This window comes from Nonomuraea sp. NBC_00507 (genome assembly GCF_036013525.1).
GTDB lineage: Bacteria > Actinomycetota > Actinomycetes > Streptosporangiales > Streptosporangiaceae > Nonomuraea.
Map to the genome: position 1 here is coordinate 1,611,498 of NZ_CP107853.1, position 25,127 is coordinate 1,636,624.

General features: G+C 65.9%; 22 protein-coding genes. 14 read left to right on the top strand and 8 right to left on the bottom strand.

From position 1 onward, the window contains the following. Window positions 1-324 precede the first annotated feature (324 nt). The 7 genes from OHA25_RS08225 (at window position 325) to OHA25_RS08255 (ending at window position 8,346) form a co-directional block, all read left to right on the top strand. Window positions 325-735, top strand: coding sequence for a hypothetical protein (locus tag OHA25_RS08225; RefSeq protein ID WP_327586983.1), 411 nt, complete (start codon window positions 325-327; stop codon window positions 733-735). A gap of 88 nt (window positions 736-823) precedes the next feature. Further along, window positions 824-2,416 carry an outer membrane protein assembly factor BamB family protein gene (locus tag OHA25_RS08230; RefSeq protein WP_327586984.1) on the top strand — a complete coding sequence of 531 codons (1,593 nt, stop codon included), beginning with the start codon at window positions 824-826 and terminating at the stop codon, window positions 2,414-2,416. Beyond that, window positions 2,413-3,285 carry a hypothetical protein gene (locus OHA25_RS08235; RefSeq protein WP_327586985.1) on the top strand — a complete coding sequence of 291 codons (873 nt, stop codon included), beginning with the start codon at window positions 2,413-2,415 and terminating at the stop codon, window positions 3,283-3,285. Before OHA25_RS08230 ends, OHA25_RS08235 begins: the two co-directional genes overlap by 4 nt. A 248-nt stretch (window positions 3,286-3,533) precedes the next feature. Next, window positions 3,534-3,842, top strand: a complete 309-nt coding sequence (locus OHA25_RS08240; RefSeq protein WP_327586986.1) for a hypothetical protein — start codon at window positions 3,534-3,536, stop codon at window positions 3,840-3,842. A 574-nt stretch (window positions 3,843-4,416) separates the two neighbouring features. After that, entirely contained in the window at window positions 4,417-5,388 is a 972-nt protein-coding gene (locus tag OHA25_RS08245) for a tyrosine-type recombinase/integrase (RefSeq protein WP_442942078.1), read from the top strand. Between the two features lie 258 nt (window positions 5,389-5,646). Beyond that, window positions 5,647-6,909 (top strand): AlbA family DNA-binding domain-containing protein, encoded by a 1,263-nt coding sequence (locus OHA25_RS08250; protein WP_327586987.1) that lies wholly within the window; start codon window positions 5,647-5,649, stop codon window positions 6,907-6,909. Window positions 6,910-7,020: 111 nt separating this feature from the next. Then, window positions 7,021-8,346, top strand: a complete 1,326-nt coding sequence (locus OHA25_RS08255) for a pentapeptide repeat-containing protein (protein ID WP_327586988.1) — start codon at window positions 7,021-7,023, stop codon at window positions 8,344-8,346. On the opposite strand, the gene OHA25_RS61220 is transcribed toward OHA25_RS08255, so the two are convergent. After that, on the bottom strand, window positions 8,315-8,494 hold the full coding sequence (locus OHA25_RS61220) for a transposase (RefSeq protein ID WP_442942079.1): 180 nt from the start codon (window positions 8,492-8,494) through the stop codon (window positions 8,315-8,317). The genes OHA25_RS08255 and OHA25_RS61220 overlap by 32 nt on opposite strands. 764 nt (window positions 8,495-9,258) lie before the next feature. Here OHA25_RS61220 and OHA25_RS08260 point away from each other — a divergent pair. The 7 genes from OHA25_RS08260 (at window position 9,259) to OHA25_RS08290 (ending at window position 15,076) form a co-directional block, all read left to right on the top strand. Further along, window positions 9,259-10,062: a hypothetical protein gene (locus OHA25_RS08260; RefSeq protein ID WP_327586989.1), complete on the top strand. Its 804-nt coding sequence runs from the start codon at window positions 9,259-9,261 to the stop codon at window positions 10,060-10,062. A gap of 205 nt (window positions 10,063-10,267) precedes the next feature. Beyond that, window positions 10,268-10,498, top strand: coding sequence for a hypothetical protein (locus tag OHA25_RS08265; protein WP_327586990.1), 231 nt, complete (start codon window positions 10,268-10,270; stop codon window positions 10,496-10,498). A 592-nt stretch (window positions 10,499-11,090) separates the two neighbouring features. Then, window positions 11,091-11,705 carry a DUF4192 family protein gene (locus tag OHA25_RS08270; RefSeq protein ID WP_327586991.1) on the top strand — a complete coding sequence of 205 codons (615 nt, stop codon included), beginning with the start codon at window positions 11,091-11,093 and terminating at the stop codon, window positions 11,703-11,705. Between the two features lie 89 nt (window positions 11,706-11,794). Further along, the gene (locus tag OHA25_RS08275) at window positions 11,795-12,919 is read left to right on the top strand and encodes a DUF932 domain-containing protein (RefSeq protein ID WP_327586992.1); all 1,125 of its coding nucleotides are present in this window, start codon (window positions 11,795-11,797) and stop codon (window positions 12,917-12,919) included. Window positions 12,920-13,060: 141 nt separating this feature from the next. Continuing rightward, window positions 13,061-14,206 (top strand): FAD-dependent monooxygenase, encoded by a 1,146-nt coding sequence (locus tag OHA25_RS08280; protein ID WP_327586993.1) that lies wholly within the window; start codon window positions 13,061-13,063, stop codon window positions 14,204-14,206. Continuing rightward, window positions 14,203-14,457: a hypothetical protein gene (locus OHA25_RS08285; RefSeq protein ID WP_327586994.1), complete on the top strand. Its 255-nt coding sequence runs from the start codon at window positions 14,203-14,205 to the stop codon at window positions 14,455-14,457. Before OHA25_RS08280 ends, OHA25_RS08285 begins: the two co-directional genes overlap by 4 nt. Window positions 14,458-14,593: 136 nt before the next feature. Beyond that, window positions 14,594-15,076 (top strand): hypothetical protein, encoded by a 483-nt coding sequence (locus OHA25_RS08290; protein WP_327586995.1) that lies wholly within the window; start codon window positions 14,594-14,596, stop codon window positions 15,074-15,076. Between the two features lie 206 nt (window positions 15,077-15,282). Here OHA25_RS08290 and OHA25_RS08295 read toward each other — a convergent pair whose 3' ends face one another. From OHA25_RS08295 to OHA25_RS08325, 7 genes are all read right to left on the bottom strand, one after another. Then, on the bottom strand, window positions 15,283-16,194 hold the full coding sequence (locus OHA25_RS08295; RefSeq protein ID WP_327586996.1) for a C40 family peptidase: 912 nt from the start codon (window positions 16,192-16,194) through the stop codon (window positions 15,283-15,285). Further along, on the bottom strand, window positions 16,191-17,099 hold the full coding sequence (locus OHA25_RS08300) for a replication-relaxation family protein (protein WP_327586997.1): 909 nt from the start codon (window positions 17,097-17,099) through the stop codon (window positions 16,191-16,193). Before OHA25_RS08300 ends, OHA25_RS08295 begins: the two co-directional genes overlap by 4 nt. Beyond that, entirely contained in the window at window positions 17,096-19,459 is a 2,364-nt protein-coding gene (locus tag OHA25_RS08305) for a type IV secretory system conjugative DNA transfer family protein (protein WP_327586998.1), read from the bottom strand. Before OHA25_RS08305 ends, OHA25_RS08300 begins: the two co-directional genes overlap by 4 nt. Next, entirely contained in the window at window positions 19,456-21,117 is a 1,662-nt protein-coding gene (locus OHA25_RS08310) for a VirB4 family type IV secretion system protein (RefSeq protein ID WP_327586999.1), read from the bottom strand. The genes OHA25_RS08305 and OHA25_RS08310 overlap by 4 nt, the downstream gene beginning before the upstream one ends. 95 nt (window positions 21,118-21,212) lie before the next feature. Continuing rightward, the gene (locus OHA25_RS08315) at window positions 21,213-22,151 is read right to left on the bottom strand and encodes a PrgI family protein (RefSeq protein WP_327587000.1); all 939 of its coding nucleotides are present in this window, start codon (window positions 22,149-22,151) and stop codon (window positions 21,213-21,215) included. Then, window positions 22,148-23,623 (bottom strand): conjugal transfer protein TrbL family protein, encoded by a 1,476-nt coding sequence (locus tag OHA25_RS08320; RefSeq protein WP_327587001.1) that lies wholly within the window; start codon window positions 23,621-23,623, stop codon window positions 22,148-22,150. The genes OHA25_RS08315 and OHA25_RS08320 overlap by 4 nt, the downstream gene beginning before the upstream one ends. A 5-nt stretch (window positions 23,624-23,628) precedes the next feature. Continuing rightward, window positions 23,629-24,933 carry a hypothetical protein gene (locus OHA25_RS08325; protein ID WP_327587002.1) on the bottom strand — a complete coding sequence of 435 codons (1,305 nt, stop codon included), beginning with the start codon at window positions 24,931-24,933 and terminating at the stop codon, window positions 23,629-23,631. Window positions 24,934-25,127: the final 194 nt, after the last annotated feature.

Genomic DNA, 25,127 nt, shown 5'->3' on the forward strand with positions numbered 1-25,127 from the left:
CCCTTGCGTCGGCTGCGCTCGTCGCATCCGCCGTCGCAGGCGCCGCGCTGGCCTCCACCCGGACCGCGGCGTCGGCTCCGCAGCGGACACGGACGCCGGCCTCCGCGCCCTGTCCCCCTCAGAAGGAATCCTCCCGAGCGGCTGGTGTGGCTGCCCCCGGCGACCTGCACGATCCTCTGGCACGTGATCACCCGCCCGTACTCGCCGAAATCCCGGCGCACCTACCGCCGCGACTTACAGCGTTTCCACACCATCGCGACCATGGCCCTGCGAACCTGCCCGTGCAGACAATTAGTGTCCATACGCTGGCGTGAGGAGTACTCGATGGACATACCTGCATTAGTCGGCCAGATGATGCCGTACGTCATGACGGCGATCGGTGCGTACGGCGGCGCGGTCTTGACCAAAGCGCAGGACCTGGCGGCGGACGAGTCAGTGAGCCTCGGTCGGAGGCTCCTCCAACGCCTGCTCAAGCGCGAGGAGAACCGCCCCGGGATCGAGGCGGCCATCCGTGACGCCGTGGAATTCCCCGAGGACGAGGACTTTCAGTCTGCGCTCCGGGGCCAGCTCAAGAAGGCGTTGACGGCGGACTCGGCGCTGGCGGCCGACCTGGCCCGCATGCTGGCCTCATCGATCGCTGGAAGCGCGGGCGGCCAGACCGTCTCGGGCAGCTTCATCGGCGGGGACAACATCCAGATCGGCCAGGCCCGTGACGTCACCATCGACCGCCGCTGACCCATCGGCCGTGGTTGTGCCAACACGTCGCAACCAGCCGGTTGTCTGGTTTGCAGTATTGTGCGTCGCTTGCGTCGCGCTTCTATCCGTGCCCGTCGAGGAGCCCAGGGTCGCCGGGCCGACGCCCGTCCCGACGGGGATGCGCTCAGAACTGTGGCGACAGCCCCTCGACGGCCGACACGAGACCCTGCTCCTGGACGACATGGTGGTCCTTGCCCAGGGTATGGATATCGGCGCCAGGGACGCGTTCACCGGCAGGACGTTGTGGACGTTCGACGTCTCTTCCCTCGCCGACTACGAGCCGTCGGAGCAACCCTCCGGGAACGGGATCGACCTGGCCAGGACCGGTGACGTGGTGGTGGCGGGCGCATACGGCAGGAGGACGGACGGCACCAGGCCGCACGTCTCCCTGCTGGGCTTGGACAGCCGCACCGGCGCTCTTCTGTGGAGCCTGGCCTCGGGCATTCACCTACCGTACTTCTCCCACCTCGCCACCGGCGGCGGGCAGGTGCTGATCCATATCCCCGCGCTGGGCGTGGTAAGAGCCTTGGACGCGACGAGGGGGACACGTCGTTGGGATGCCCGCCTGCCCCCTGGGTGTCGCCTGGAGGATGACGGGGCCGCAGATAACCGGGTGCTGGCCCTGTTGATGGCCTGCGGTGATCGGTCTCGGCTGCACATCCTCGCGGTCTCCACCGGACGATTGCTGTGGGAGCGGATGGTCTCTCCCCTGGGACCGGCGGGCGTCGAGGTCCAGCATGGAGTGATCGGCGTGGAGAGCGCCAACGCGTTGAGCGTGTACGACATCGACGGGCGGCAGCTTTACGACCGCGTCGCGGAGGGGATCTGCGACTGTGGCTTCGCGGTCACGGCCGACGACGTGCTCATCTCCCGCGTCGACGACGCGGTGTTCTGGCGCGTGAGCGAGATGATCGATAGGAGGTCGGGGCGGGTTAGGCAGGTAAGCGGTGGTCCGGATGAAAGCTTCCAGGTCCTCGCCGCCGGAGAACGACTCTATCTGAAGAGGGAATTCATCCACGGGCTCCGCGGCACCCTCATCGAGACCGTGGATCCGGTGACCGGGATCGTGACACCTGTGGTCGCGCTGCCATACACATCCGTGGTGATAGGCGTGAACCAGCGGTTAATCCTGGCCGACGAGTATGAACTCGAGGGCTCCGGGCTCACCGCGTATCGAATTGCCGCCCCGCCTCTGGCCGAACCCGGCATAGTGGCCAGAGGGGGCGTGGACCGGAGCCGGTGGCCGGACGCGTGCGCCCTGATTCCCCGGCAGACGTTGAGAAGTGAGTTCCCGGACACGCGCTACACCCTGATCCCTCGGCCCGCCCCGCCGGAGCTGGCGTTGTCCACTCCTGTCGGCTGTGACCTTGTCCCCACCGCCAGCAGAGGGGACGCCTCCACAATTTCCGTCAGCGTGTTGTGGGTGGGGCTGACGTCAGAGGAGGCAGGCGGTCTCATCGCGATCGAGACTTCTGGCTGCTTTGGCCGGCGGGTGCGTAGCCCCGCCCCGGCCGATGACATGTCCACCTGCCCTGATCTCGTGGACGCGGTGCTGATCCGCGTCGGAAACGCCGTTGTACGCATGGACGGCGCTGGCGATTCCGATCGTGCCGTACGGCTGGCCCGCTCTGCGGCCCGAACCCTCAGGAGCATGCCGTGACGCCGGCGGACCCGGCCGGCCAGGCCGAAGGCGAGGGCCCGTCCCTGCGCGAGTCATCGGTGGGCGGCCACAACATCCAGATCGGCTCGGCCGGGAACATCTCCATCCAGCTGAGTAGGCACGCGGGTCGGCCATTGCTGGCCGATCCGCGAAGATGGCTGTTCGGCCTGGGATCCGCAATCGTGATCGTGGCAGCGGTGCTCCTCTGGAGGTCCGATTTCGGCAAAGACATGACCGGCAGCCCGCCCCTCCACGCGAGGACTTCGTCCAGGATCAACGTGGGGGACCGACTGGCGCTGCCCGACAAGGTGGCGTCCGGCAGCGACCAAGCGCTGCTTCTTCGCAATCCGGATGATATGGAACTGCTTGGCCTGCTCCAGCGGCACAAGGGCGCCCGCGTCGGCACGATGAACGTTGTCATCATCATTCAAGGCCTGCGCGACAGCGGCATCCGGCTCATCGACGTGAGGCCACGAGTCATCGCCTCCGGTCGCTCTTTCACGGGCACCTGCATCCAGGTTCCCGCGCAGGGCGAGGTTGACGAATACCAGATCAAGGTTGACCTCGATGTGCAACGCCCCGAGGGCCACCCGTCGCGTTACCTCCCCAAGAGCATCGACCTAGCCAGCGGCGAACGGGTGACCATCGAGTTCACGGTGACAGCCGAGGACAAGTCGTATGAGTGGGATATCGAAGTGGTCTATGACTACGGTGGCCGGCTGCGACGGGCGTACTTCCGCGGCCCGGACAACGAACCCTTCCGGATCACCGGCCCAGCGACACGCTACGAAATCACCTACCATGCCCCCACGGCGCTCCCCAACGGATACCGCGAAACACAACAAGACCCGGTATGCCAGGACAGGTGACGGGCGGCGGGCGCCTTCCTCCGTGGGTGGGCGGCCCCCACGATGTACCGGCCAGCCGCGGGCGCCAAGGTGGCCCCGACGGGCGGCACGGGCGGCTGGGCTCCGGGGAGCGTTACCGGCGGCTGCACCACTTGGGCGGCTGGTAGGAGCCCCATACCGGCATAAACCAGGGCCCGACCCGGCAGGGGTTTGGGCCTTTCCGTAGTTCTGGCCTCGGATCGGGACGCAAGCACGTCAGCACCGCCACCATGCCGCCCACGACCGATCCGCTCACGAAGACGCGCCGGCCGCCCGACGACCTGGAGGCTTACGTGGCGCTGCCCCCGTCCTACAACCTGTGCACTCTGCGGGGAAACTTCGTTGACCTGCTAGGAAACCCCGCCACAGGGCAGATCACGTTCACAGCACCCACCACCACGGTCTCCATCGGAGATGGCATCACGGTGCTGCCGTCCCCGCTGATTGTCATGCTGGTCAACGGCAAGTTCCAGGTGCAGCTACCAGCCACCGACGACGCCAACATGACCCCGCACGGCTGGACCTGCCCTGGACGGTGAGCTGGACATCGCCTCGGCCCCCGCCTGGTGGCCACCGTCGCGCGGGTAGTTTCGGAGGAGCGGCGGCCTGGTGGTGGGCATGGCCAGCGACTCCTCCGGTATGGCGGAGGGTCTCGATGATGGCCCAGGCCCAGAAGGTTTCGTCCTCCTCGGTGGTCAGGTCGCGGCGGCTCCCGGTGGTCGGGTCGACGGCCCATACCAGAGGCGTTAGCCGACGTTCTTTGGCCGGGACGGGGCGGTGCCAGCGCTGGCCATCGACCTCGAAGTCCTGGCCCGCCTTGACCATGCTGGCCGCTTGCAGGCGGCGGCTGGCCGCGTTCAGCCGGTCTTTCGCAATCTTGACCAGGAGTGGAAGCACGGGGCAGGCGTTCGCGGGTGCGTTGGTCCATGCGGGCCTTGCGGTGCTTGTTGACCTTGCTCTGCCGGACCATGAGGTCGCTGTCGCGGATGGGACAGGGTGCAACCCACGGTCCCCAGCGGGTGGGTTCCTCCAGCGCCCACTGGGCGATGTCCTGATAGAACGCTCTGACCGTGGTCAACTCGTTGTCTGAGAGCCTTCTGGTGCGCTCCTCGGGTGCGGGTGGAGGAACTGCTGGAGCTGACCCATCACGCCATCACCGAGTACAGGCTGCCCTCAACCGGCGAACTCGTCCCGCTGCTACAGATCGCGCCGTCGAAGTCCGACGCGGAACGCCTGCTGCTGATCAGTCCCGAACTCGCTGACGTGCTCAGCGCGGTGGTCATGCGCGTTCGCGGTGCAACTGGCGTGATCCCGCTGGTCACCGCCTACGACCGGCACGAGCGCACCTGGTCATCCCCCATGCCGCTGCTTTTCCAGCGACGGACGGGCAGCGAGATCAGAGGCATCGCCCCCGCAGCGGTCAAAGCGCTGCTGAACAAGACCCTGGCCGCCACCGGGCTGACCGACGACTCCGGTCTGCCCCTGCGCTTCACCCCTCACGACTTTCGCCGAATCTTCATCACCGACGCCATCATGAACGGCCTCCCACCGCATATCGCCCAGGTCATCGCGGGCCACGAGAGCATCGAGACCACGATGCGTTACAAGGCCGCCTACCCCGAGGAAGCAATCGAGGCCTACCGCGCGTTCATCGCCCGGCGCCGCTCGGCACGCCCCAGTGCCGAGTACCGCACCCCCACCGAGGAGGAATGGGACGAGTTCCTCGCCCACTTCGAGAAGCGCAAGCTGTCCATCGGCATCTGCGGCCGTGCCTTTTCGACCCCATGTGTTCACGAGCACGCTTGTGTCCGTTGCTCACTTCTCCGGCCGGATCCAGCCCAGCGCCCCCGCCTGCAAGAGATCCGCGACAACCTCCTCGCCCGCATCGCCGAGGCCGAACGCGAAGGATGGCTCGGAGAGATCGAAGGACTTCGCGTCAGCCTCGCCGGCGCCGAAGACAAGCTCGCCCAGCTCGACGAGCGGGCCCGCCTCGCGACCACGATCCACCTCGGCATGCCCGTTTTCCCCAACGCCGCTGGCCGCACCGCTATCCTCCCCACCGGCCATCCAGGAGGCACATCATGACTATGGGAGGAGGTCGATCCTGATCGGCATCTGACGGTGTGGGAAGCGCCTGAGCCCTGGGCTACTTGAACGGTGATCGCCAAGGACTCCGGCATCGGGTCGATCGCGCCGCGCCCCCGCAATTCGCGATATGTGATGGAACGCGACACACCGCAGTGATCAACCGTGATAGGCGCCTATGTCCGGTCATACTTGCTGATGCCCGTCCTGTCTCGGGGCGGCCGACATAGCCCCCGATGTTCGCATGAGGGATCGCCAATGACGCCGATCTATCTGTCCGCCCAGCACTCCCGCTGGACCCCCAAGACTGAAACCGACCTCCAGGACGCCATCGACGGCGGCCTGCTGGAGGAATCGCACTACGTCGACCTGAAGGAAGTCCCCAGCAGCAAGAACGGCAACAAGGAATCCGCCCGGGACATGGCCTCGTTCGCCATCGACTCCGGCACCCTGATCATCGGAATCGCCGAGGACAAGACCAACCGAGCTTTCACCCTCGCTCCCCAGCCGCTGAGCGGGCTGGCCGAGAAGATGGAGCAGATCGCTCGCTCCCTCTGCGACCCCGCGCTGACCATCCTCACTTCAGAGATTCCCAGCGACGCCGACGCCACCCAGGGCTACCTGGTCATTCACATCCCGGCGAGCCCGGTCGCCCCGCACATGGTCGACGGGAAGTACTACGGCCGCGGCGACAAGACCAAGCACGTCCTGTCCGACGCCGACGTGGTCGGGCTGCACGAACACCGCCGCTCTACCGACCGCGACACGCTGGCCCTACTTCAAGAAGAGATCGACAACGATCCGATCACTGGCGAGTACCGCCGCCAGGCCCACCTATTCCTGCTGGCGCACCCTCTTGCCGGGCCCTCGGACATGCTCGTCGATCTGGCCAGCGGGAACAACTGGAACCAGAACCTCGCGATCTTCATCAACCAGGCGTTCACCATCGAACTCAATACCCTCCTAGAGGGCACTGATGTCAGCCCATCCTTGCAGGAAGCCGGCAACGGCTTCCGTCGCGGCGCCGGCGCCGCACGCGCCAGCAGCAACCTCGGCCACGGCCGTATCTTCACCCCTAACAACGAGATCTTCCCCGAAGACGCCATCGAACTGCAGGTCCACGAAGACGGTGGACTGCGCCTGTTCACCAGTCGCTTCTCCAGCGCAACCCGAGATGGCTCGGAGGAACAGTTGATTCTGCCGGCAGCGGCCGTCAACCACACCCACCGGTTCCTTGCCCTGATCAAGATCGCGTCCGAACACGCTGGCTACTTCGGCAACTGGGCCCTCGCCATCGGCGCCACCGGCCTACGCGGCCTGCGTGTTCACAGCAATGCCAACCCCAACTTCGGTTTCGGTCCTCAAGCACGCTACGACAAGGACACCTACACCCGAACTACCAGCGTGAGCTGGGCAGAGCTCAACAACGCCCCGGCGGCCACCACCCAACGCCTGGTGGGACCGCTTCTGCGCGCCCTGGAGATCGAACGCGCCTACAAGCATCTGCTGGCTGACTCCTAGCGTTGGCCGGGCGCGCTGGGCGAGCTTATGCATGCCTCGCACGCTGCACTCAGTTCGCTCAGCATTCGCGTTGAGAACCGACAGAGGGTCGAGTTTGTCCGAGAGGATGCCATGAAGCCTCTTTCGATCATAGTCACCATGGTCGCCGGGGTACTCGTCGTTGTGATCGGCTGGATGCTCGGACCCGGCGCCGCTTGGTGGCTGGAGCACGTCGACGGCGTGACGGGCCTGCAGGGAGAAAAACTCGCAGCCGCCGTCGATATGGTCCGCGGTCGCGCTCTGGCAGTCGCCACCGGCTTGGCCGCGCTGCTCGCGGTCTACTACACCGCTCGCAACGCCGACACCGCCCGGCGCACCTTCCAGCTCGGCGAACGCGGCCACGACACCGACCGCTACGGCAAGGCCGCTGAGCAGCTCGGCCACGACAAGGCGCCGGTCCGGCTGGCTGGCCTCTACGCGCTGGAGCAGCTGGCCCAGAACAACCCTTCACTGCGGCAACGAATCGTGGACCTGATCAGCGCTTACCTCCGCATGCCCTACAGTCCGCCGAGAGATGATGATCAAAACGATGCGTGGTCTGCTGTTCCCCGCGCGGCACTCGGCGGCAGGAGAGATGAGACCGGCGGCCGGGATCCACACGAGGAGCGGCAGGTCCGATTGACCGCCCAACGTGTTCTATCCGCGCACCTGCGTCGGCCCCCTTCGGAGAAGCGACGCCGGTGGCAACCCGACCCGCCGCTCCCTAACGATTTCTGGCCTGGCATCAGAATCGACCTGAGCGGTGCTCTACTCATCGATCTTGACTTACGAGAGTGCCAGATACACGCCGCTCGCTTCAACCATGTCGTCTTCGCCGGCGACACGCACTTCGACCAGGCCATCTTCGCGGGTGACGCCGACTTCAGCGGAGCGGCTTTCGCTGGCGAGGCCGGGTTTCGCAGCACCACCTTTACCGACGACGCCGAGTTCGACGGGTCCACCTTTGTCGGCGACGCTGACTTCAGCGGGGCAAAGTTCACTGACACTGTCGGATTTCATGGGGTCACCTTCACCCGCACGGCGGACTTCGGCGGGGCCTCCTTCGCCAGCGGCGTCTGGTTCAACCGAGCCGTATTCACCGGCGACGCCAAGTTCGGCGGTGCCTCTTGCGATGAGGAAAAGATCGATTGTGACGGCGCTACCTTCGCGGGCAGTGCCTGGTTTGGCGGGCTCATTCGTGACACCGAGGTCTCGTTGCAGGACGCGGTGGTCACACCTGAAGCGATGCGCTGCGTGAACGCGTGGCCTCTTGGTTGGGGAGTGGAACCACACCAGCAAGGGGGCGGAATGTTGCGGCGCCAAGCGGTGAGTGAGGAGCGGCAGCAACATGAACTGCGCGTCCAGCAGTGGGCTCAGAACATTCGTGTTAAACGACGCATGTTCTCACGCTTCCGCTGATCCTCGGTAGTTCAGAGAAGTCGACCACGTACCGGATGGCATCCATGATCCGGCGACGGCAGTACTTCTCGGGTCGTCCCCCGTTGCCGTATAACCAGGCCGGCCAGGGCATCAACGGCTTGATGACCTGCCATTCCGCGTCACTCATGTCGGTGGTGTAGCGGGGCGCCCGGATCGGGTGATCGGCTCCGCGACCGTACCGGCAGGCCACGCATGAGCAGGCAGTTTCTTCGTTACGGGAGACAGCGATGAGAGCGGTGGCGTACAACGGCGGCAGACCTTCCGGTTGGTGACGGGGCTTCGATAACCACCGTTGCTACCGGAAGGTCACTTTATGTCGCAGGAGATTCGCTCTACGTCACAGTTTCGCCCGATATCGACCCCACGTAGCAAGCACGGGGATCAGTTTGTACACGGGCACTTAGGCAGTGGCGTGCGGTATCGGGGCGCAGATGAATGTCGGCGAATCCTGCCACGCCCTGGCTCGCCGAGTCAGGTCCAGCACCCCTCACATTACCCTTCCGATCAGCCGTGCGAGTACCCCTCCTAATTAAATCGCATGGGCGAGAGGACGGATACGACCAGGACACCGCGGGGGTGATGTGTCCCGCAGTACCCCGACTTGGAGACGGGAACGACCCTTAGAGGGGCGGAACGAGCTTGAAGGGCAGACGCGAAATACAGAGGCTAGCATAGGCGTGGGCGAGAATTGAATTAAGAAATAGGAATAATGGGGAGTGAATTTCGGAACCAATATTTCACCACTCGTACACAATCAGGCACCTAGAACATCGGGTGCCCCCATACCTTTTCGTCGAATTCTATTGCCTCGATCTCCATTTTGCGGTTCAATTGAATTAGCCAAGAAAGGCGGCATCCCGGACGGGGAGCCGAAAAGGATCGGAGTAGGTCATGACGCAATTCGACTTTGGAAAGGCCGCACCCACGCGCGTACCCGGGGCAACGCTCACGCCGGAAGACCTCGCCCGCGTGACATCGGAGGACTGGGCGCAGATCCAAAAGCTCGCGCGCGGCTACTGTCGTACGGTCGACGCCACACGATCACGGAAGCGCATGGACGGGAGCGCGACGATCGTCAAGGGCGGATACGCACCTTACGGCACCGACGACATCTCCGACGATGTAACCCAGGACGCGATTCTCCTCTTCGCGCAACGTCTCCGGAACGTTCTGAGCACATGCGAGACCGCTTCCGACGGCGACGGGTGGATCTACATACGACGCGACGGGGCAGAAATGACAATCACGCGCCTGACGCTCCAGAGATGGGCCGTCCGTGACGCGGCAGCGCGCAACGGCTACCGCATCGACGTCCCTCCGGAGGAGATGGACGCGACTCCAGGCGCCCAGCTCATTCGTGGGCTTCCGCACATGGAGCACGTGGCGCGCGTGGCGGTCGCGTTCTCCGTGGCTCAGCACAGCGCGGAGATCTTCCGGCAAGCGTTCGGTGAGGGGGAGGAGTTCCCGACCCTTCGCCGGATTCTCCGCAAAGCAGAGGCAGCGGAGGATCTCGGGCGCGCCGGCATCCTGGCCACCGTAGCTCAGGAACAGCACGGCGGCGCGTACGGCTCCCGCCGCGCGGTAATCCGGGTGCGGGACGCCGCACGCGCGGAGCTTCGGGAGCTCTCAGAGCGCCTTGACGACGCCCGGAACGCCATGGTCTGCACGGGTACCGAGACTTCCATGAGCGACTGACACGGAGCCTATGAGAGCCCCGGCCGAATTCGGTCGGGGCTCTTACATTTCCGAAGAAAACTGTAAATCTGTGGACGGTTGGGCGGGCTGGCCGTCCGTATTTAAGTGAGAGCGAAAAACACGCGGTAAGCCTGCCGTGCGGCAAAGCGTGGCGCCTTGCTTTCCCGTGCGGCAATCCCGAACGACCCGAAGAGAGGTAGTTCGCATGTCCGTGCCCACACTGTCGTGCATTCCTCGGTTCTGCCTCGCGCCGGTCGCGCGCGGTGTACAACGCTACGCAGCTGCTCGTAAGGCGACGCATATGGCGGTAACAGCCGTCATCGCTCTCGCCGAGATCGTGGCTATCTGCCTGATCCATGAACTCGCAGTCCACGTCACTCTCACCACGTCCGCCGTGGCCTGGGAAATGCTCGTAATCACTTACAGCGAATCGTAGTTCTGGCTGCGACATCTGGACTTGGTTCCGAAACGGGAACCAAGTCCAGATCCCTCACAACCCACACTTACACACCAAACGCGTGGAGGTCTGCCATGCAGTTCTTGAGCTTCATGTGGCCCGGACTTTGGGTGGCATTCGTCATGTACGTGATCATCTCAAGCCTTAAGGACTCTGACGCTTGATCGGCAAGCATTGAATCAGGACCTTGAAGCAGCTCGACGGTTTTTCGCTGCACTGGACGGTTGGGCGGGCCGGTCGCCCGTATTTAAGTAAGAGCGAAAGCGGTCGCCGCCCACGCGCTGCCGTCTGGTCACTGGTGTTCGGGCCGTTCCCCGAATGGGCCGAACGGTCAACGCTTCCCAGCCCATTTACAACGGCATTCGCGTTCGCGCACCGGTGAACGCGTCTGTGCGTTCACCCCGTGCGTGAGAGACGACTGCGAGATCCGTCCCTACCACTCTTGCAACTTGGGTGAGTGGCGTGAGATGCGGATCTTCCTCGGGACCCACGGCGGCGTTCGCTCAGAGCCCTGTTGATTTTCTCGCCCCGGCCCTAGGGGCCGGGGCTTCATCGTGTCTGGAGGACACCCATGCATGCTTCCCCTGACGCCTACGCTGGCGTGTTCCTGCGCGGCCGGTGCCACGACGCCGGTTCCGGGAGAGACGCGGTCAAAGCCGCGACCAGAGCCGCGCGCGACCGTATGGCAAAGTCGAGCAACACCACGGACTGGTTTGCGGAAGGACTCCATCGGATCAGAGAGTGCTTCGATCACGTCCAGGCCGGACGCGTCATCCCTGTGGATGAGCTCGCTTGGCTGGGAGTGCTGTTGACGAGCGTACTGATCCGCGACATCGCCTTCACCTTCTGCCGCGCGTATGGCGACGACGTCGCCCGGCGGCTCTGGACCGAGGTGGCTTGCAGGGTGGAGCCAGAGTTCGTCCCCGCCCCCGCCGCCAACCTCGCGTTCCTGGCAGCGCGATCAGATGACCTTGCGCTGGCCCGTGCCGCAGCGGAGCGGGCACTCACGATTGACCCGGAGTACTCGTTCGCCAACCTGATCATGCACGGGCTGAACATGGGCGTGCCGCCCGCACGGCTGCGCGACATAGATCTTGACGACCTAGCCGCCCAGATCACCGAACGGGCGATGGAGCATCCGGCAGAAACGCGCCCGGTGCTTCCTCCTGCTCCCGACCCAAGCTGACCGTCCCCCACACCGCGGCGCCGGACACTACCCGGCGCCGCGCTCATGTCTTGCCCTCACAATCCCCGACACGATCTGAGGAGATCACGATGACCATCGACGTCAATCAGCAGCTCTACAACGAGCGTCGCGCTGCAATCGAGTCCGGCCAGTGGATCCGCCGTGACGATGGCACCTATGTTGCCTACGACAAGGCCGAAGTAATGGGCCGCGACGGGCTCGACATGACTACCGGTCAGGCCGCTCTCTACACCTCGACCCCGGCCTGGCATGGGCTGGGCAACGTCATCCCCGGCGGTATCACCGACATCGACGAGGTTCTCCGTCTCGGCGGGATCGACTTCGAGGTCGAGAAGCGAGCCGTCCGCTACAGCGTCATGGCTGACACCGAGTCGATGCCGGCGCTGCGCATCGACCCTGACCACTTCGTCACCATCCGTAGCGATACGGGCGCGCCGCTCGGCGTCGTCGGTCGAAAGTACGAGGTCATCCCAAACCGCAGCGTCTTCACCTTCCTTGAGGAGCTGGTGGGCGAGCACGGCGTGGTGTGGGAGTCGGCCGGGGCGCTGCGCGGCGGGCGCAAGGTCTTCGTCACGATGCGCATCCCCGACAACGTGATCGTGGACCAAGGCGGCCTGAATGACGAGATCGCGCTGTTCATCGCCGCGATCAACTCGCATGATGGCACGAGCAAGGCGGAAACCGTCGTCACGCCCTGGCGGATCGTATGCGCGAATACTGAGCGGTTCGCCCTTCGCGACTCGGCATCCCGCTGGGGCATCCGGCACACCGCCGGCGCACTCGACCGCATCATGGAGGCGCGTCGCACCCTGGGGCTGACCGTGAAGTACGCCGAGTCGTTCGCGGCCGAGGAAACCGCGCTCGCCCGTACGAGCCTGGCCCTGGACGAGTTCCACAAGGTGATCGCCGACCTGTGGCCGGTCGAGCAGGAGGCCACCGTCCGCACCGTCAACAAGGCGGAACGCCGCCGCGACACGCTCACCGCGATGTTTGAGGGTGAGTCACAGCGCGTCGGCCGCACCGCCTACGCCGCCGAGAGGACGATCACGGACTACCTCGACCACGTCGCGCCGCGCCGCCCTGGCAAGACCATGACCGAGGAGATCGCCCGCGCGACTGCCCTCCTGGAGGGCACCGACGACGGGATGAAGACGAGGGCGCACAAGCGGCTCATGCTGCTGGTTCGCCGTTGATCATCCCACGGTTCGCTAGGCACGCGGTCAACCCCCGATCCCCTGAGGGCCGGATATGCGACCGGGGCTCCAGTCCCATCGACTCGCTTCCGGCCCTCAGGCCAGCAATCACACGCTCGCAGATCAAGACAGGAGCCCAATATGAAAACGGAGCAGTCCATCGCCATCGTCGGCGGCTCCCTCACCGGACCCGCCCTGGCCTTACTACTACGCCAGGCCGGGTTCGAGGACGTCCACGTCTACGAGGCCATGCCCGAGGCCACCCCACAAGCCGGGGGAGTGATCGGCCTTGACCATCACTCACTCGGCGTGCTGGACACGATCGGCGTTCCCCAGGAGGAGATCGTGCCGTTCCCCTCCGAGCGCGTCGTGTCCATCAAGGTCGCCGACGGCCACGAGGCCGGGCGCGTCCGCACCATTTACCCGGGACGCAACACCTCTTGGACGCTCGCCCACCAGGCACTTGCTGACCGTCTCCCGACCGGAACCCTCCACGCCGGGAAGCGGGTCGTCGCCCTCGACGACAACAGCGGTCCCATCGAGCTGCAGTTTGCCGACGGCGACCACGTCACAGCCGATCTCGTCGCCTTCGCCGACGGGCGCCGCTCGACCGGGCGCAAGCTGATCGACCCGTCCCGCGCCCTCCACTATGCGGGATATGTCGCCTGGCGCGGCCAGACGCCGTGGTACCCGCCCGGGATCCGCGACTTCACCCGGGTCGAGCCCGCCGGCACCCAATTCACCATGTTCCCCATCATGCGCCCGGACGGGAGCATCGCCACCGACTGGACGTTCTACCTCGACCTGCCAACCGAGGAATTCCGCGACCTCATCGGGGCAGCCCCCACCGCTCGTACCTTCGTGCTCCCCCACCAGATAACCCCCGAGGCCCGCCGACTGGTCCTCAATCAGGCAGAGCACCTGCTCCCACCCGAGGACGCCCACATCGTCGCGGACAGCACGACCTGGATGGCCGCCCCTATCGTGGACATCGACCCGCCCGAGAAGATGGTCCATCGCGTCGGCCGGGCGCATGCTGTACTACTGGGTGACGCGCTTGCCCCGGTGAGGCCGCATACGGCACGCGGGGCGAACAACGGCATCGAGCAGGCGGCCGGGCTCGTTACCGCTTTGCATCAGCACCGCCGGTATGGGGCCGACCTCGCCGCCGCTCTCAGCGGGTGGGAACAGAGGTCCTTGCCCGGCGTCGAGCATTGGATCCGGCTCGGCCCGAAGCTTGGAAGGGCACTGGGCCTCGGCATGGCACAGGAGAGGCAGCGAGCGTGATCGGGCAGTACCGACCCGCCACCGAGATCAATCCCGGCTGGCACATCCGCATCCAAGACCAGGACGAAACCTGGACGTGGCACGAAGTCGCCATGGTCGTGGAGACGGAGACGCCGGCCGGGGAACGCCGGCTCCGTTTCCTATGCAAGGGCGGGCGGGAGGCGGTCGCGCTCAAGACCGATGACGTGATGTGCCGTACGCCAGAGGAGGCGCGCCAAGCGATAAAAGAGGACCCCGGCCGTATCTCTTGACCACACGGGCGCAATCGGTGGTCTCTCCCCGCCCGCGGGGGTGGCAACTCCCTCAGAGAGAGCAAGGGTACGACTTCCGCCGTGGGGCAACCGTACGCCTGGCAGGATCTCACAGTGGCTGATTACGGAGGGCGGCATGAACGACGAAACGGCGGAGTTGCTCTTCGATGTGGTCGGCCGGCTCGAGATAAACATCCTGGCTCGTGAATGCCCGGCGATCGTGGTCCTACAAGGTGAACGTCTGCTGGCACTCAGCGACTACGACTATCTGAGAGACGATCAGACGGCAGCCGCGTTCGAGGAGCGGGCCGCGGCGAAAGCGCGGGAGATCGACGCGACACGCTGGGTACTCGCCGTTCCCCAGGTGTGGATGATCACGTCGGACGCGATCATGAGCCGAGCGGTGTCGAACCACCCGCTTCGAGAGGGCGAGCAGGAAGCGATTACTTGGATGAGCTACGACCGGCAGGACGGCGTCGACTACGGCCGCGTGCCGTACACTCGGCGCCCGAATGGGGAACCGATCTTCGACGAGCCCGAAATCATCACCGTGGGCGTCCAACCGGAAGAGTCGATGCCGGGCCGCACTCTGCTGGAGGAGTTCCAGCGGGATGGATAGCGGAAGGGCCAGCCCACGTGGAGCCAGCCCTTCCTGGGACCTGCTCTTTCCAAACAGCCAAGAAAGGTAGGAGCGGGTCGCCTTTAGCGTACGCCTGGACGATACGCTCCTGCAGCCAGACAATCTTGCTGCGGGCCAGGTCTACGATGGCGATGCCCTCATCGCATGGCCTATATGCCGACTATTGGTTCTGCGCACGCCATCAGTCATCCAGGCCGGGCGGCTCCGACATAGCCTGGGCGATCGATGGGATCGATCCTGACCGTGGCGCCGGTGTAGGGCGCGTTGACCATCTCCTTGTCGTTGATCGCGAGGCCGACGTGGTCGGGGCCGGGCCGGGACGAGTCGGTCTCATAGAAGATCAGGTCGCCGGGCTTGATCTGAGCACGGGAGATGGTGGCTCCGGCTCTGACCTGCTCATAAGTGGTGCTGCCGATGCGGACCCCGGCCCTGGCCCAGGCGTATTCTGTGAGCCCGGAACAGTCGAAGCCCTTCGTGTTCGCGCCCCGCCCTATTCCGTACGACGGTCCGGAAGGTCCGCCTCCTCCCCAGCTATACGGCGTCCCCCGCATCTCTAGTGCCGCGGCAAGGGCAATCGCTCCTCGCCCCATCACGCTGATCGCTGAGTCGGTGACGTTCTCGGCGTTCTTGCTGAGCTCCACACAGAGCGTGTTCGCGATCCTCGTGACAATCTGCTCAGCGGCCTTTGTCGGATCGCCGTTGATCTTGGCGCTGGTTAGTTGGCCGGCCTTGAGTCCCGTCGCTACGTCCGCGACGACCGCGCTCTTGTTGATACCTAAGGAGATCGCGGTCTGCAAGCTGGATTTGATGATCTCGTTATCGCGGGGTGACAGGCTGATCGATTCAGCGGGTTCTGGTCGCTCGCTGGTCTGCGCCCGTCGCGCTCTCGCGGCCGTCGACACTCTCTGGGAGGAGTTGTGCCGTTGATCAGCAGACTGATCGGCGTAGGCGCAGGCAGAGGCCGTGAGGGTGGGCTTGTCCGCCTGGGCAGCGGCGTACTGGCCTCCGCCGGCCATTCCGGCGAGCAGGACGATACCGGTGATGAGACCCCCGCCTGCGGCGATGGTCTTGAAGACGATGCCGTCCCCCGGAGTCATTCCTCGTCATCCTCCGGCGGCTCAGGTGGCTGCTGGGGTCCGAGTCCCGGCCAGTGCTGAGCGAGGTAGGCGAGCCGGTGGCGAGGCCCGTCGGTGTCGGTGGGCAACCACAGAGCGCCAGCGGGGCCGTCGTTGACGAGATGATCGAGGGCGGCGGCATGGCCTGTAGCAACGGGCACGAACATATGCGCCGGGTGCTGCTTGAGCTTCTTGCGGAGATTGGTCTCGCGGCGATCGCCCTGCACCCAGAAGAGGACAGGGGTGACGATGCGGGTGGCCTCGGTGAGTTCGGCGTAGCCCTCAAGCTTGTGGGCGACACGATCCAGGGGTTCGGTACCGGTGTCGTACTCCAGGAAGAACTCGATGCGGTGACCGTCCTCGCTCCAGCGAGCGTAGGCGTCCGGGCGCGCAGTCGGAGCCCATTCCTTCGTGCAGCGGTGTTCGGGCCACCAGATGATCACTTCGGCTCCGGGGTGGCGGCGAGCATAGCCGTACAGGCTGGCGGCAATGTCGTTGGTGCCTACGGTGTGCGCCAGTTGCGAGCTGAAGGCGATGCCGGTGACGCGGTCGCGGCGGTAGCCGAAGTTGGCCATGTCGACGCCGTCCTCGGAGGCGAGCACAGCGGCGGCGGTCTCGCCGATGACGTAGTGGTACGGAGCTGTTCCCATGGCGGGCGGGAGGTTGGGCCGGAAGCGCTCCAGGATGCCCATGCGGGTCAGCGTGAGCAGTCGTCGGCGCGCTGCGTCGTCGGTGTCGAAGAACATCTCGCTGACCTGTGGGGAGGTCAGGACGCGGAATTCGTGGATCAGGCGGATGAGTTGGCGGTCGCGATCGGTGAGGCGGACGGCCAGCTCGATAAGCATTTTCGGGGTGTAGCGCGTTGCGGACACGATGATCTCCTTCACGGGGTGTGCCGGTAGTCAGGCCTGCGGGTGGAAGTGACGACCGTGCGGCCGTGTGCTTGTGCGGCAGCTGCTCGGATACGGCGGGCGAGGCCTCGATCGGGTTCGGGCAGAGGGCGTGTGCGCAGCGTGAAGGGCGGCGTCTCTACGGCTCTGACCACGAGGCGAGCGGCGGCTTGGAAGGCATCGAGGTTGGTCAAGTCGTGCGTGGTCAAGTGCGGCGTGAAGTGGTGTTCGACCTCGCGGGCGTCTTCGGGGGACAGCGAGAAATAGATCTTGTTGCGGGCGTCCGAGCTGATTGCCTGGCGTAGGTCGCGAGGCAGCTGGGCCAGATGCTGGTGGGCAAGGGTGAGGGAGATCCGGTAGGCGCGGGCCTCGGCGAGCATGTCAGTGAGGGCGTGCGGCAGGGTGAGGAAGTTGTGGCACTCGTCCACGTAGATCGCAGCGGGGTTGCGGTGGTGGCCGAGTTTGGCGCGGTGGGCGGCGGCCTGCCACACCTGGGCGAGGATCATGGAGCCGAGCAGGCGTGCGGTCTCGTCGCCCAGCACGCCCTTGGGGTGGCGTACGAGCAGGATGCCGCCGTCGAGCACGGTGTCCAGGTCGAACGTGGAGGTGGCCGAGCCGATGACGTCGCGGACGAACGGGCGGAGCAGGAAAGCACGCAGTTTGTTCATGATCGGCGCGGTGACGTGAGCCTGTGCCTGCTCTGATAGGGCGCCATACCATGACCAGAAGCCGCGCAACAGCGGATCGCGGATTGTGGCGATCATTCGGTGGCGAGAGGTCTCGTTGGATAGCAACTCGGGGATGTCGGCGAGAGTGCCACCGCTGCGGGCCAGGGTGAGGGTGCAGCCACGCAGGATGTCGTCGGTGCGTGGCCCCCAGTAGTCGGCATAGATCTGACGGAAGACGCCAACGAGGTTGTCCACGCCCATGACCAGGTCCGAACCGGCGAGAACGTTGAGAGAGGGGCGAGGGTGGCGGTCGTCGGGATCGATCAATACGACCTTGCCGGCCGCTTCCTCGGGAATGAGTCCGAGAAGGTCCCGGACCAGGTCACCCTTAGCTTCGATGACTACGGTGCCGCGGCCGGCTTCGACATCGGCGAGGATCATTTGGGCCAGCAGGGTGGATTTTCCGGTGCCGTTGGGGCCGAGCACGTGGACGTGGTGGAAGGAGTCAGGGACACGCAGAGCGACCGGTCGCTCTTGTCCGGTATCGGAGAAGCCCAGCACTTTCCCGGTTCTGGAGATGGCCGGTGACGGCGGCACGGCGTTGGCGCCGGCGCGTTGGAGACCCGGCACGACTGAGTCCAGGGGCAAGTGGGCGAGAGCCGCGAGCTCGGGTACCGAGAGCAGGTAACCGCGCCCCAGCCGACGGCTGGCCAGATGCCGCGTGGGTCGGTACATACGCCGTCTCCCCAGCCGGTTATGGCCGCTGAACAGGGCGAACGCGGCAGCGATGGCGTGCGCGCGGCCGACCACTCCGTTGTGTCGGACGGTCTGCAGTTGCTTGGTGTCGGCGGGATCGGCCTGTACCGCGTAGCGGACGGCGACCTCGTAGCGGGAATGGTGTGACTTGTCGCGGATGGCGCGCGCTTCAGCGGACTCTTCCAGCCGGGTGACTTGGTCGTGAGCGTAGTTGCGCAGGTGGTGGGGATGAAGGCGGGTGTGCAGCGGGCCGGGCGTAAGGAAGTCGAGCAGGCCACTGAGCAGCTTGTGTGGACCGCTGCGCGCGAGACGGCCGAGGCGGCGTCCGGTCGCTGGACGGGCGAGGATTTGGACGGTTGCGTGCTGCCAAGGCGGCATGCCGACCGCGGCGCCGATTATGGCTCGCAGCGGGTCCGTGGTGTGGTGGTGCCGGATCGGCAAGCGTTCGGTACGGGCGAGCGCGAGCTGTCCACCGCTGGCTTGGCCGGTGAGCGGGACGGGCGCGCTTGCGCTGTGGATTGCTGTACGGGCGGAGGGCCAGGCCGCTTCTATGGCGCGCTCGACCAGGTATTGCGGTACGGCACCGGGCACCCACAACTGGATCTGGACTCCGGCGTTGCTGAAGAGGTACTCGAAGGTGAGGTGCGGCTGGCCGAACAGGACCCTCTTCCACGCGGGTCGCAAGAGCCCGATGAGGTTGTCCCACAGGGCCTCTGCGCCTGGCATAGCAGCGACGGGTGGAGCGAGAATCTCCACGCATCGCGCGCCTTTGGCCAAGGGCCGGTGACGTAGCCGCACAAGCGTAAACCGCACGGAAGCGAGCACGATCACGCTGCCGAGAGCCACGGCGGCGAGCTGCCAGACGTGGCCGGCGAACCAGGACAGGATGGCTTCGAGGAAGGCTGCGGGGTCTGTGAAGAGGTCGTGAATCACAGTTCGGCCTCCTCGTCGTCGAGATTGGCCAACTCCTGTGGGCTGGACGTGGCAAGATCATGTTCACGCTGGCTGGAGATCACGCGCAGCGGGCAGCGTTGTCCGCCGGGCCCAGCGGTAAGGAGCCCGGTCCCCTTCTCGGCAGACAGCAGCAGCTGGCGCTCGCCGTCGGAGAGGTGGAAGGCTTCGGCGACCTTGTCGATGGCCTGGGGCGCTTGGCGGAGGAGGATCTGCGTGGTGGAGTTGGCAATGATCGCTTGGCCGTTCTCCGAGGCGAGCAGGTCGGCGGAATCTTGAGTGACCACACTTAGCCCGGCCCAGTGCTTCCTGGCAGCTTTCGCCATCCTCAGCAGGAAGGCGGCGCCCTCGGGATCCTTCATCAGGAGCCAGGCTTCGTCGACGACCACGAGACGGGGGCGTCGTTGCCGCGGGTTGGAGACGCGCCACCAAATGGCATCCAGCGTGAGCAGGGTGCCGACCGATTTGAGCTCTTCGGGCAGGTCTCGAAGTGAGAAGACAATCAGGTGGGAGTCGGGCCGGGTGGTGGTCGGACCGGCGAAGAGCTGACGGTGACTGCCGGTCACGTACGGGGCGAGCCCGGCGGCCAACTCTTTGGCCTTGGGGTCTCTGTCCTTGCTCAGCGCTGTGGACAGGTCTTTGAGCAGGGGCGGGCGGCTGCTCCATGTGCGTGGCTCCGCAGTGATCCCGGCTTGCCGGTAGGCGGCCAAGATGCCGCGGTCGAGGGCGGCCTTGCTGGCCTTGTCGAGTGGCTCACCCAGCATGACCGCGACGAGTGTGTGCAGGAACAGCGCCCTGCGCGTCAGCGGATCGCTGTCGCGCTGGTTGAGGGGTGGCAAGTCGAAGGGATTGAGCCTGACCTTCGCCGCGCCGAGATGGATATATGCGCCGCCGACCGCTTTGGCCAGGCGGGCGTACTCGTCCTCGGGATCGATGACGGCGACCTCGACGCCTACATAGAGGGAGCGGAGAGCTTCCAGCTTGGCCAGGTAGCTCTTGCCCGCGCCGGATCGGGCCAAGATGACGGAGTTGTGGTTGTCCTGGGCGAAGCGGTCCCAAGCGACGAGGGACGCAGAAGAGAGGTTGGCCCCGTACAGCACGGCGGTGGAGCCGAGTTCTGTGGTCAGGTCGGGGCTGGTGAAGGGGAAGGCGGTGGCCAGGGCGGGGGTATCGAAGGTACGGCGCATGGTCAGGTTGTCGTAGGCCAGAGGCAGACTCGACACCCAGCCCTGGAGTTGGCGGAAGGCCACTTGGCGAGCATCGAGCAGCAGTGAGGCTGCCAGTGCGCGGACCTGGGCGCAGGCGTCGTCGAGTTCCTCCTGCGTGGAGGCGTGGACGGTGAGGTAGATAGAGGCGCGAAACAGCTTGGCCTGACCGCGTGCGATTCTGGAGGCCAGGTCCTGAGCGTCTTCGGCCGCGGCTTCCATGCCCGGATCCAGCAATCGTCCGTGCTGGTCGTCGGCGCGCAGCCCGGATTCGAACCTGGCGAGTTGCTTGCGCAGCCGGTCGCTTGCGACGAGGGAGGGGACGGGTTCGATGTGGAGGGAGACATCCAGCCGTCCGGGGTAGGTGAGCAGAGGTTCCAGCCAGCCGGGCGCCACGTCGCGCGGGTAGCCCGTGATGGCCAGGGTGGCGCACATACCGTTAGCGATTTCGAGGTTGCGGGGTCGGGCGTGGACCATGTCGGGTCCGAGGCCGGAGGTGGCGGAGGCCGTCCGGCGACGCGATGGGAATTTCACCGTGCTTCCCTCCTCGTGATGGTCTCGTCGGGCAAGGCAAGCCCCTCGCGCCGCAGCGGCGGCGCCGAGGGGTCGAAGCAGACGCTCAGCAGCGTGTTCACGTCACCGGCGTCGAGCTGGCGAACGGTCAGTCCGCACGCACTCAACAGCCGGGCCGCCTCGACCATCCGACGGAGTGTTCGCGCAGCGGCGGCGTTCCTGCCGTTGGGCCTCATCAAGGGTTCGCGGATGATGAGGAGGATCTGGCGGCGAAGTAGGTCGTGACGGACGGAAAGATCCGTGAGAAACGCTGCATGCTCGCGAGCGGCCAGGCCCAGGGCGGGGTGGGGCAGGAGACGGGCGTGCTCCTCCAATGCGATGATCGCTTCGGACAAGTGGACTCGTTCGGCGCGGACGAGAATCTGCGCCGGACCAGACAGGGCGTTCAGCCATCGACCGAACACCGCGACCAGGGCCTCCTGCTCTTCGGGGGTCCGCAGGGCGAAACTGACAGTGGAGACTTCCGCGACTGCCGCCACGCCGTCCGGGCCCAGGTCGATCATGCCGTCCTGGAGAACTCCCTTGGCGGGCAGCTTGAGGAGGGTCGGGACCGGTCCTGGCCGTGCGGAGATCCAGGCTGGAGTGGCGGGGATCCCCTCGGCGGTGCTGATGAGGCTCTTGGGGGAACGCTGGTAGCGCATGGCTGCCAGCAGGTAACGGTCCAGGGAGATGCCGTCGTGCTGTCCGACGGCCAGCAGGAAGCCCCCGACAGCAATTGGAAGAGCTAGCGCGGCGAATGCGACCAGCGGGAGGTGCTCGCCGAAGGTCAAATAGCCCGCGTAGAGCAGCGCGCCCGCGCCGCCGAGGATGGCCACCTGCCGGGCGGTGAAGCTCCCAATGATCTTGTCTGCTTGCTCCACGTTGGCGGGGATGCGTACCGGTTCGATCCAGCTCACGAACGTCCACCTCGCCCGTCTTGTCCGCCGCGCCTGCGAGCGGCACGGCTCGGCCGGCTGGACGCGGTTGGCAGCGGTGCCGACCGATGATCGGGCGGGACCCATGCGGTGTGCGACGCTGACGGAGGTGTTCTTGGTGGCGTGGCTACGGGTGAGGTCGGGCCATCGGGGGGCGTCCAGCGTTGGCTGGGATTCGACCAGCGCTGATGCGCCTGCGCGGAGCTAGGCGCTCCCCATGCGACAGGCGCGCGTGTGTCAGGCGGGGTCCACCGCCGCCGCGGTGCCTGCCACCGTGGTTGCGGCTGTGCCGCCTGGGTGCCGGCAGCTGGGGCGGCAGCCTGAACGCCACGCCGGGCAGCGGCGGCGGCCGTGCCGGCAGCAACGCTCGCCGCGGCACCCACCGGTCCCCCGGCTGAACCGGCGATGGCCTTGCCGACGATCGCACGTCCTGCCGCTTTACCGACCGAGCTCTTGCCGCCCTTGCCCAAGCGCAGGGCGCTCAAGATAGGGGAGGTGAGTTTGTAGGTCAGGGCGTACTTGACGATCCTGGTCACCAGGAAGCCTCGGCCGCCCAGGTCGGCGAAAACGCGCCGGGTCACCCATGACGGGATACGCACCAAGATGACCAGCAGGCACAGGGCGAGCAGCAGGTTGACGAGTTGGCCGGTGGGCGCGATGCCGAGCAGCAGGCGGCCGTCCTGGTTGAAGAAGATCCGCACGGCCATGACCAGCGTGAGCGACTGGCCGACCTGGATGATCAACAGGCCGCCGAAACAGCGCCACCAGAAGCGAGCGATCCCGTCGGTATGGGGAAGCGCGTGGCAAGCGAGCGCGAGGGGAGCGGCGACCACGAGCAGCAGCACCAGCGTGGCGCGCATGATGAAGGTGAGCAGCAGCAGGATGAGCAGGATGACGGCGACCAGCGCGAGCAGGTTGTAGAAGATCTGGCCCTGGGTCGGTGGGATGATCAAGTAGCGGATGGAGGCCTGCGCGCGGGACGCGTCGAAGTCCTGACCAAGCAGCGCACGCGACAAGGCGTTGGCAACCTCGATGACCTTGCCACAGAGCAGGAAGCTGGCATTGGTTAAGAGGACTGCCAGGGCCAGGCGCGGCAGGACTTCCCTGACCGCGTAGCGCGTCTGGAGCGTCTGGTGGCTCATGGCCACGATGGCGCCGATCGTGGCAAGGATGAGGAAGCTGGAGTTGGCCATGGCCACACAGACTTTCCACAGGTCGGCGACCCTGCCGCTGGACGTGACGTCCGGGGTGGCCAGCAGCGTGGCGCCCAAGAGGTTCAGCAGTGGCTTGATCGCGGAAGCCACCAGGCCAGCGAACCAGGAGTTGATCTGGTCGGCGATCCAGCCGCCAATGCCCGCGCTGCCCCCAGTTCCGCCCAAGGGGGAATCGCCCCACGGCAGCGGATTGGTCGGAATACTCGGCGTCGGGCTCGGGGAGGGGGTCGGCGTGAACATGGCTCTCACCCGCCGCCCACGACGCGCTGGAGCACGTTGACGAACAGCGGCGCGAGGACCGCCAGCCCGTACCCCAAGGCGGCGGCCTTGAGCGCGGTCTTGGCCTTGGCCACCTCGCCCGGATCGCCGCCCGCAATCAGATACCGCAACCCGCCGATGGTCAGCATCAGCGTCGCCAACGCAGCGAGCAGACCGATCAGCCAGTTCCGCAGGTTGGTGAAGACCGCGTTCAAGTCCGAGGGCGGCGCGGGGGTTGCCGCAAGTGCCGCACCGGCCGCCACCGCGAGAACGACCCCTGCCACGACTACGACTGCCACGACCAGGAGTGCCATCCTGCAGAATCGGCGCCTGCGGAAATTGCCACGCGGCTGCTTCCAGTGCGCGGTGGCAGGTTGCCGCGGGGTGATGGAGAGGGTCCGCGCGGAGCCAGTGGGGCAGCCCCAACCTCCCTTCTGCTCGCTGCTGACAGGCTGCGAATCTGAGGCGATCCGACTCCGCGCGGACGTTTCCGGAATCACCTCCTCACTCCTTCTAGGGAGCCTGGAAGTGATCGTTAGGGACAGCGCCGACTCGACTTCCCCCGCCAGCACCGCGTCGATCAACAAGGGCTCGGCGCGCTGGCGGCGCTTCTTGGCCCCTTCGGTACTCAGCCCGAGCAGTGCGGCGGCTTCCGCCAGGGTGCGCTTCTCCAGCCGGGTCAGTGCGATCAGCTCGGCGTCCAGGTCGCTGACGACGCCCTTGGCGACCGCGTCGGCGAGAACGAGGTCCGGGTGCCCGTAGGGCGTTGGCGGCTCGGCCGACTCATGGAGCGGGAAGCTACGCGAGGCGTCTGACTCGGCGAGCTCTCGTGCTCGCTGGCCGGCACGCTTCGCGGCGTCCCTCATCCGAGGAAGGATGTTCGGCAGATCAACGTCGATGGTGCGGAGGGCCTCGATGAACCGGGCGAGCACCTCGGTGTCGATGTCGGTCGAGTCGCCCGCGACGTAGCCACGGCAGATCCGCCCCGAAACTGCCCGGAGCGCCGGTACGGCAACGCCGACCGCTCCCACCAGCCACTGGGCCCCCTCGTGCCGCGCCCGCGTGACCAAATGGCGCCAGACCACATCACGCGTGGCATTGGACACCTCGCGGGAGCTGAGCAGGTTCCGCAACTCGGTGAGCAATATCGAGCGCTGCGGCAGCTCGTGCCCGAGCACAGTGCCGTCCACGGCCAGGCCACCAGGCTCGCAGGCAACCAAGCGGAAGACGCGGTCAGCAACATCGAGCGGTGAGGGATCTGTACCAATCATGTCGTGCAGCGCGGTAGACATCGGCTTGCTCCGTTGCGAGAGGAAATGCGTTCTCGCATCCCGATGTACGCGCCACCTCTGGCACCCCTCTGGCTCCCCGAATCGGCGACCTTGGGCGCCAGAGACAACCTGTTGACGACCTTGACCTCGGCTTGTCCGCCAATGGTCCGCCCAAGGTCACTGCCGTGGGTGGAAAGGGTTCGCCAAAGCTGCGC

What these genes read in the sequence shown, in the direction of transcription:
- OHA25_RS08295 (WP_327586996.1), bottom strand. Translation starts at nt 16,194, where the DNA reads ATGACTCCGGGGGACGGCATCGTCTTCAAGACCATCGCCGCAGGCGGG.
- OHA25_RS08250 (WP_327586987.1), top strand. Translation starts at nt 5,647, where the DNA reads ATGACGCCGATCTATCTGTCCGCCCAGCACTCCCGCTGGACCCCCAAG.
- OHA25_RS08320 (WP_327587001.1), bottom strand. Translation starts at nt 23,623, where the DNA reads ATGTTCACGCCGACCCCCTCCCCGAGCCCGACGCCGAGTATTCCGACC.
- OHA25_RS08265 (WP_327586990.1), top strand. Translation starts at nt 10,268, where the DNA reads ATGTCCGTGCCCACACTGTCGTGCATTCCTCGGTTCTGCCTCGCGCCG.
- OHA25_RS08225 (WP_327586983.1), top strand. Translation starts at nt 325, where the DNA reads ATGGACATACCTGCATTAGTCGGCCAGATGATGCCGTACGTCATGACG.
- OHA25_RS08310 (WP_327586999.1), bottom strand. Translation starts at nt 21,117, where the DNA reads ATGTGCGCCACCCTGGCCATCACGGGCTACCCGCGCGACGTGGCGCCC.
- OHA25_RS08290 (WP_327586995.1), top strand. Translation starts at nt 14,594, where the DNA reads ATGAACGACGAAACGGCGGAGTTGCTCTTCGATGTGGTCGGCCGGCTC.
- OHA25_RS08240 (WP_327586986.1), top strand. Translation starts at nt 3,534, where the DNA reads ATGCCGCCCACGACCGATCCGCTCACGAAGACGCGCCGGCCGCCCGAC.
- OHA25_RS08275 (WP_327586992.1), top strand. Translation starts at nt 11,795, where the DNA reads ATGACCATCGACGTCAATCAGCAGCTCTACAACGAGCGTCGCGCTGCA.
- OHA25_RS08325 (WP_327587002.1), bottom strand. Translation starts at nt 24,933, where the DNA reads ATGTCTACCGCGCTGCACGACATGATTGGTACAGATCCCTCACCGCTC.
- OHA25_RS08270 (WP_327586991.1), top strand. Translation starts at nt 11,091, where the DNA reads ATGCATGCTTCCCCTGACGCCTACGCTGGCGTGTTCCTGCGCGGCCGG.
- OHA25_RS08260 (WP_327586989.1), top strand. Translation starts at nt 9,259, where the DNA reads ATGACGCAATTCGACTTTGGAAAGGCCGCACCCACGCGCGTACCCGGG.
- OHA25_RS61220 (WP_442942079.1), bottom strand. Translation starts at nt 8,494, where the DNA reads ATGAGTGACGCGGAATGGCAGGTCATCAAGCCGTTGATGCCCTGGCCG.
- OHA25_RS08280 (WP_327586993.1), top strand. Translation starts at nt 13,061, where the DNA reads ATGAAAACGGAGCAGTCCATCGCCATCGTCGGCGGCTCCCTCACCGGA.
- OHA25_RS08255 (WP_327586988.1), top strand. Translation starts at nt 7,021, where the DNA reads ATGAAGCCTCTTTCGATCATAGTCACCATGGTCGCCGGGGTACTCGTC.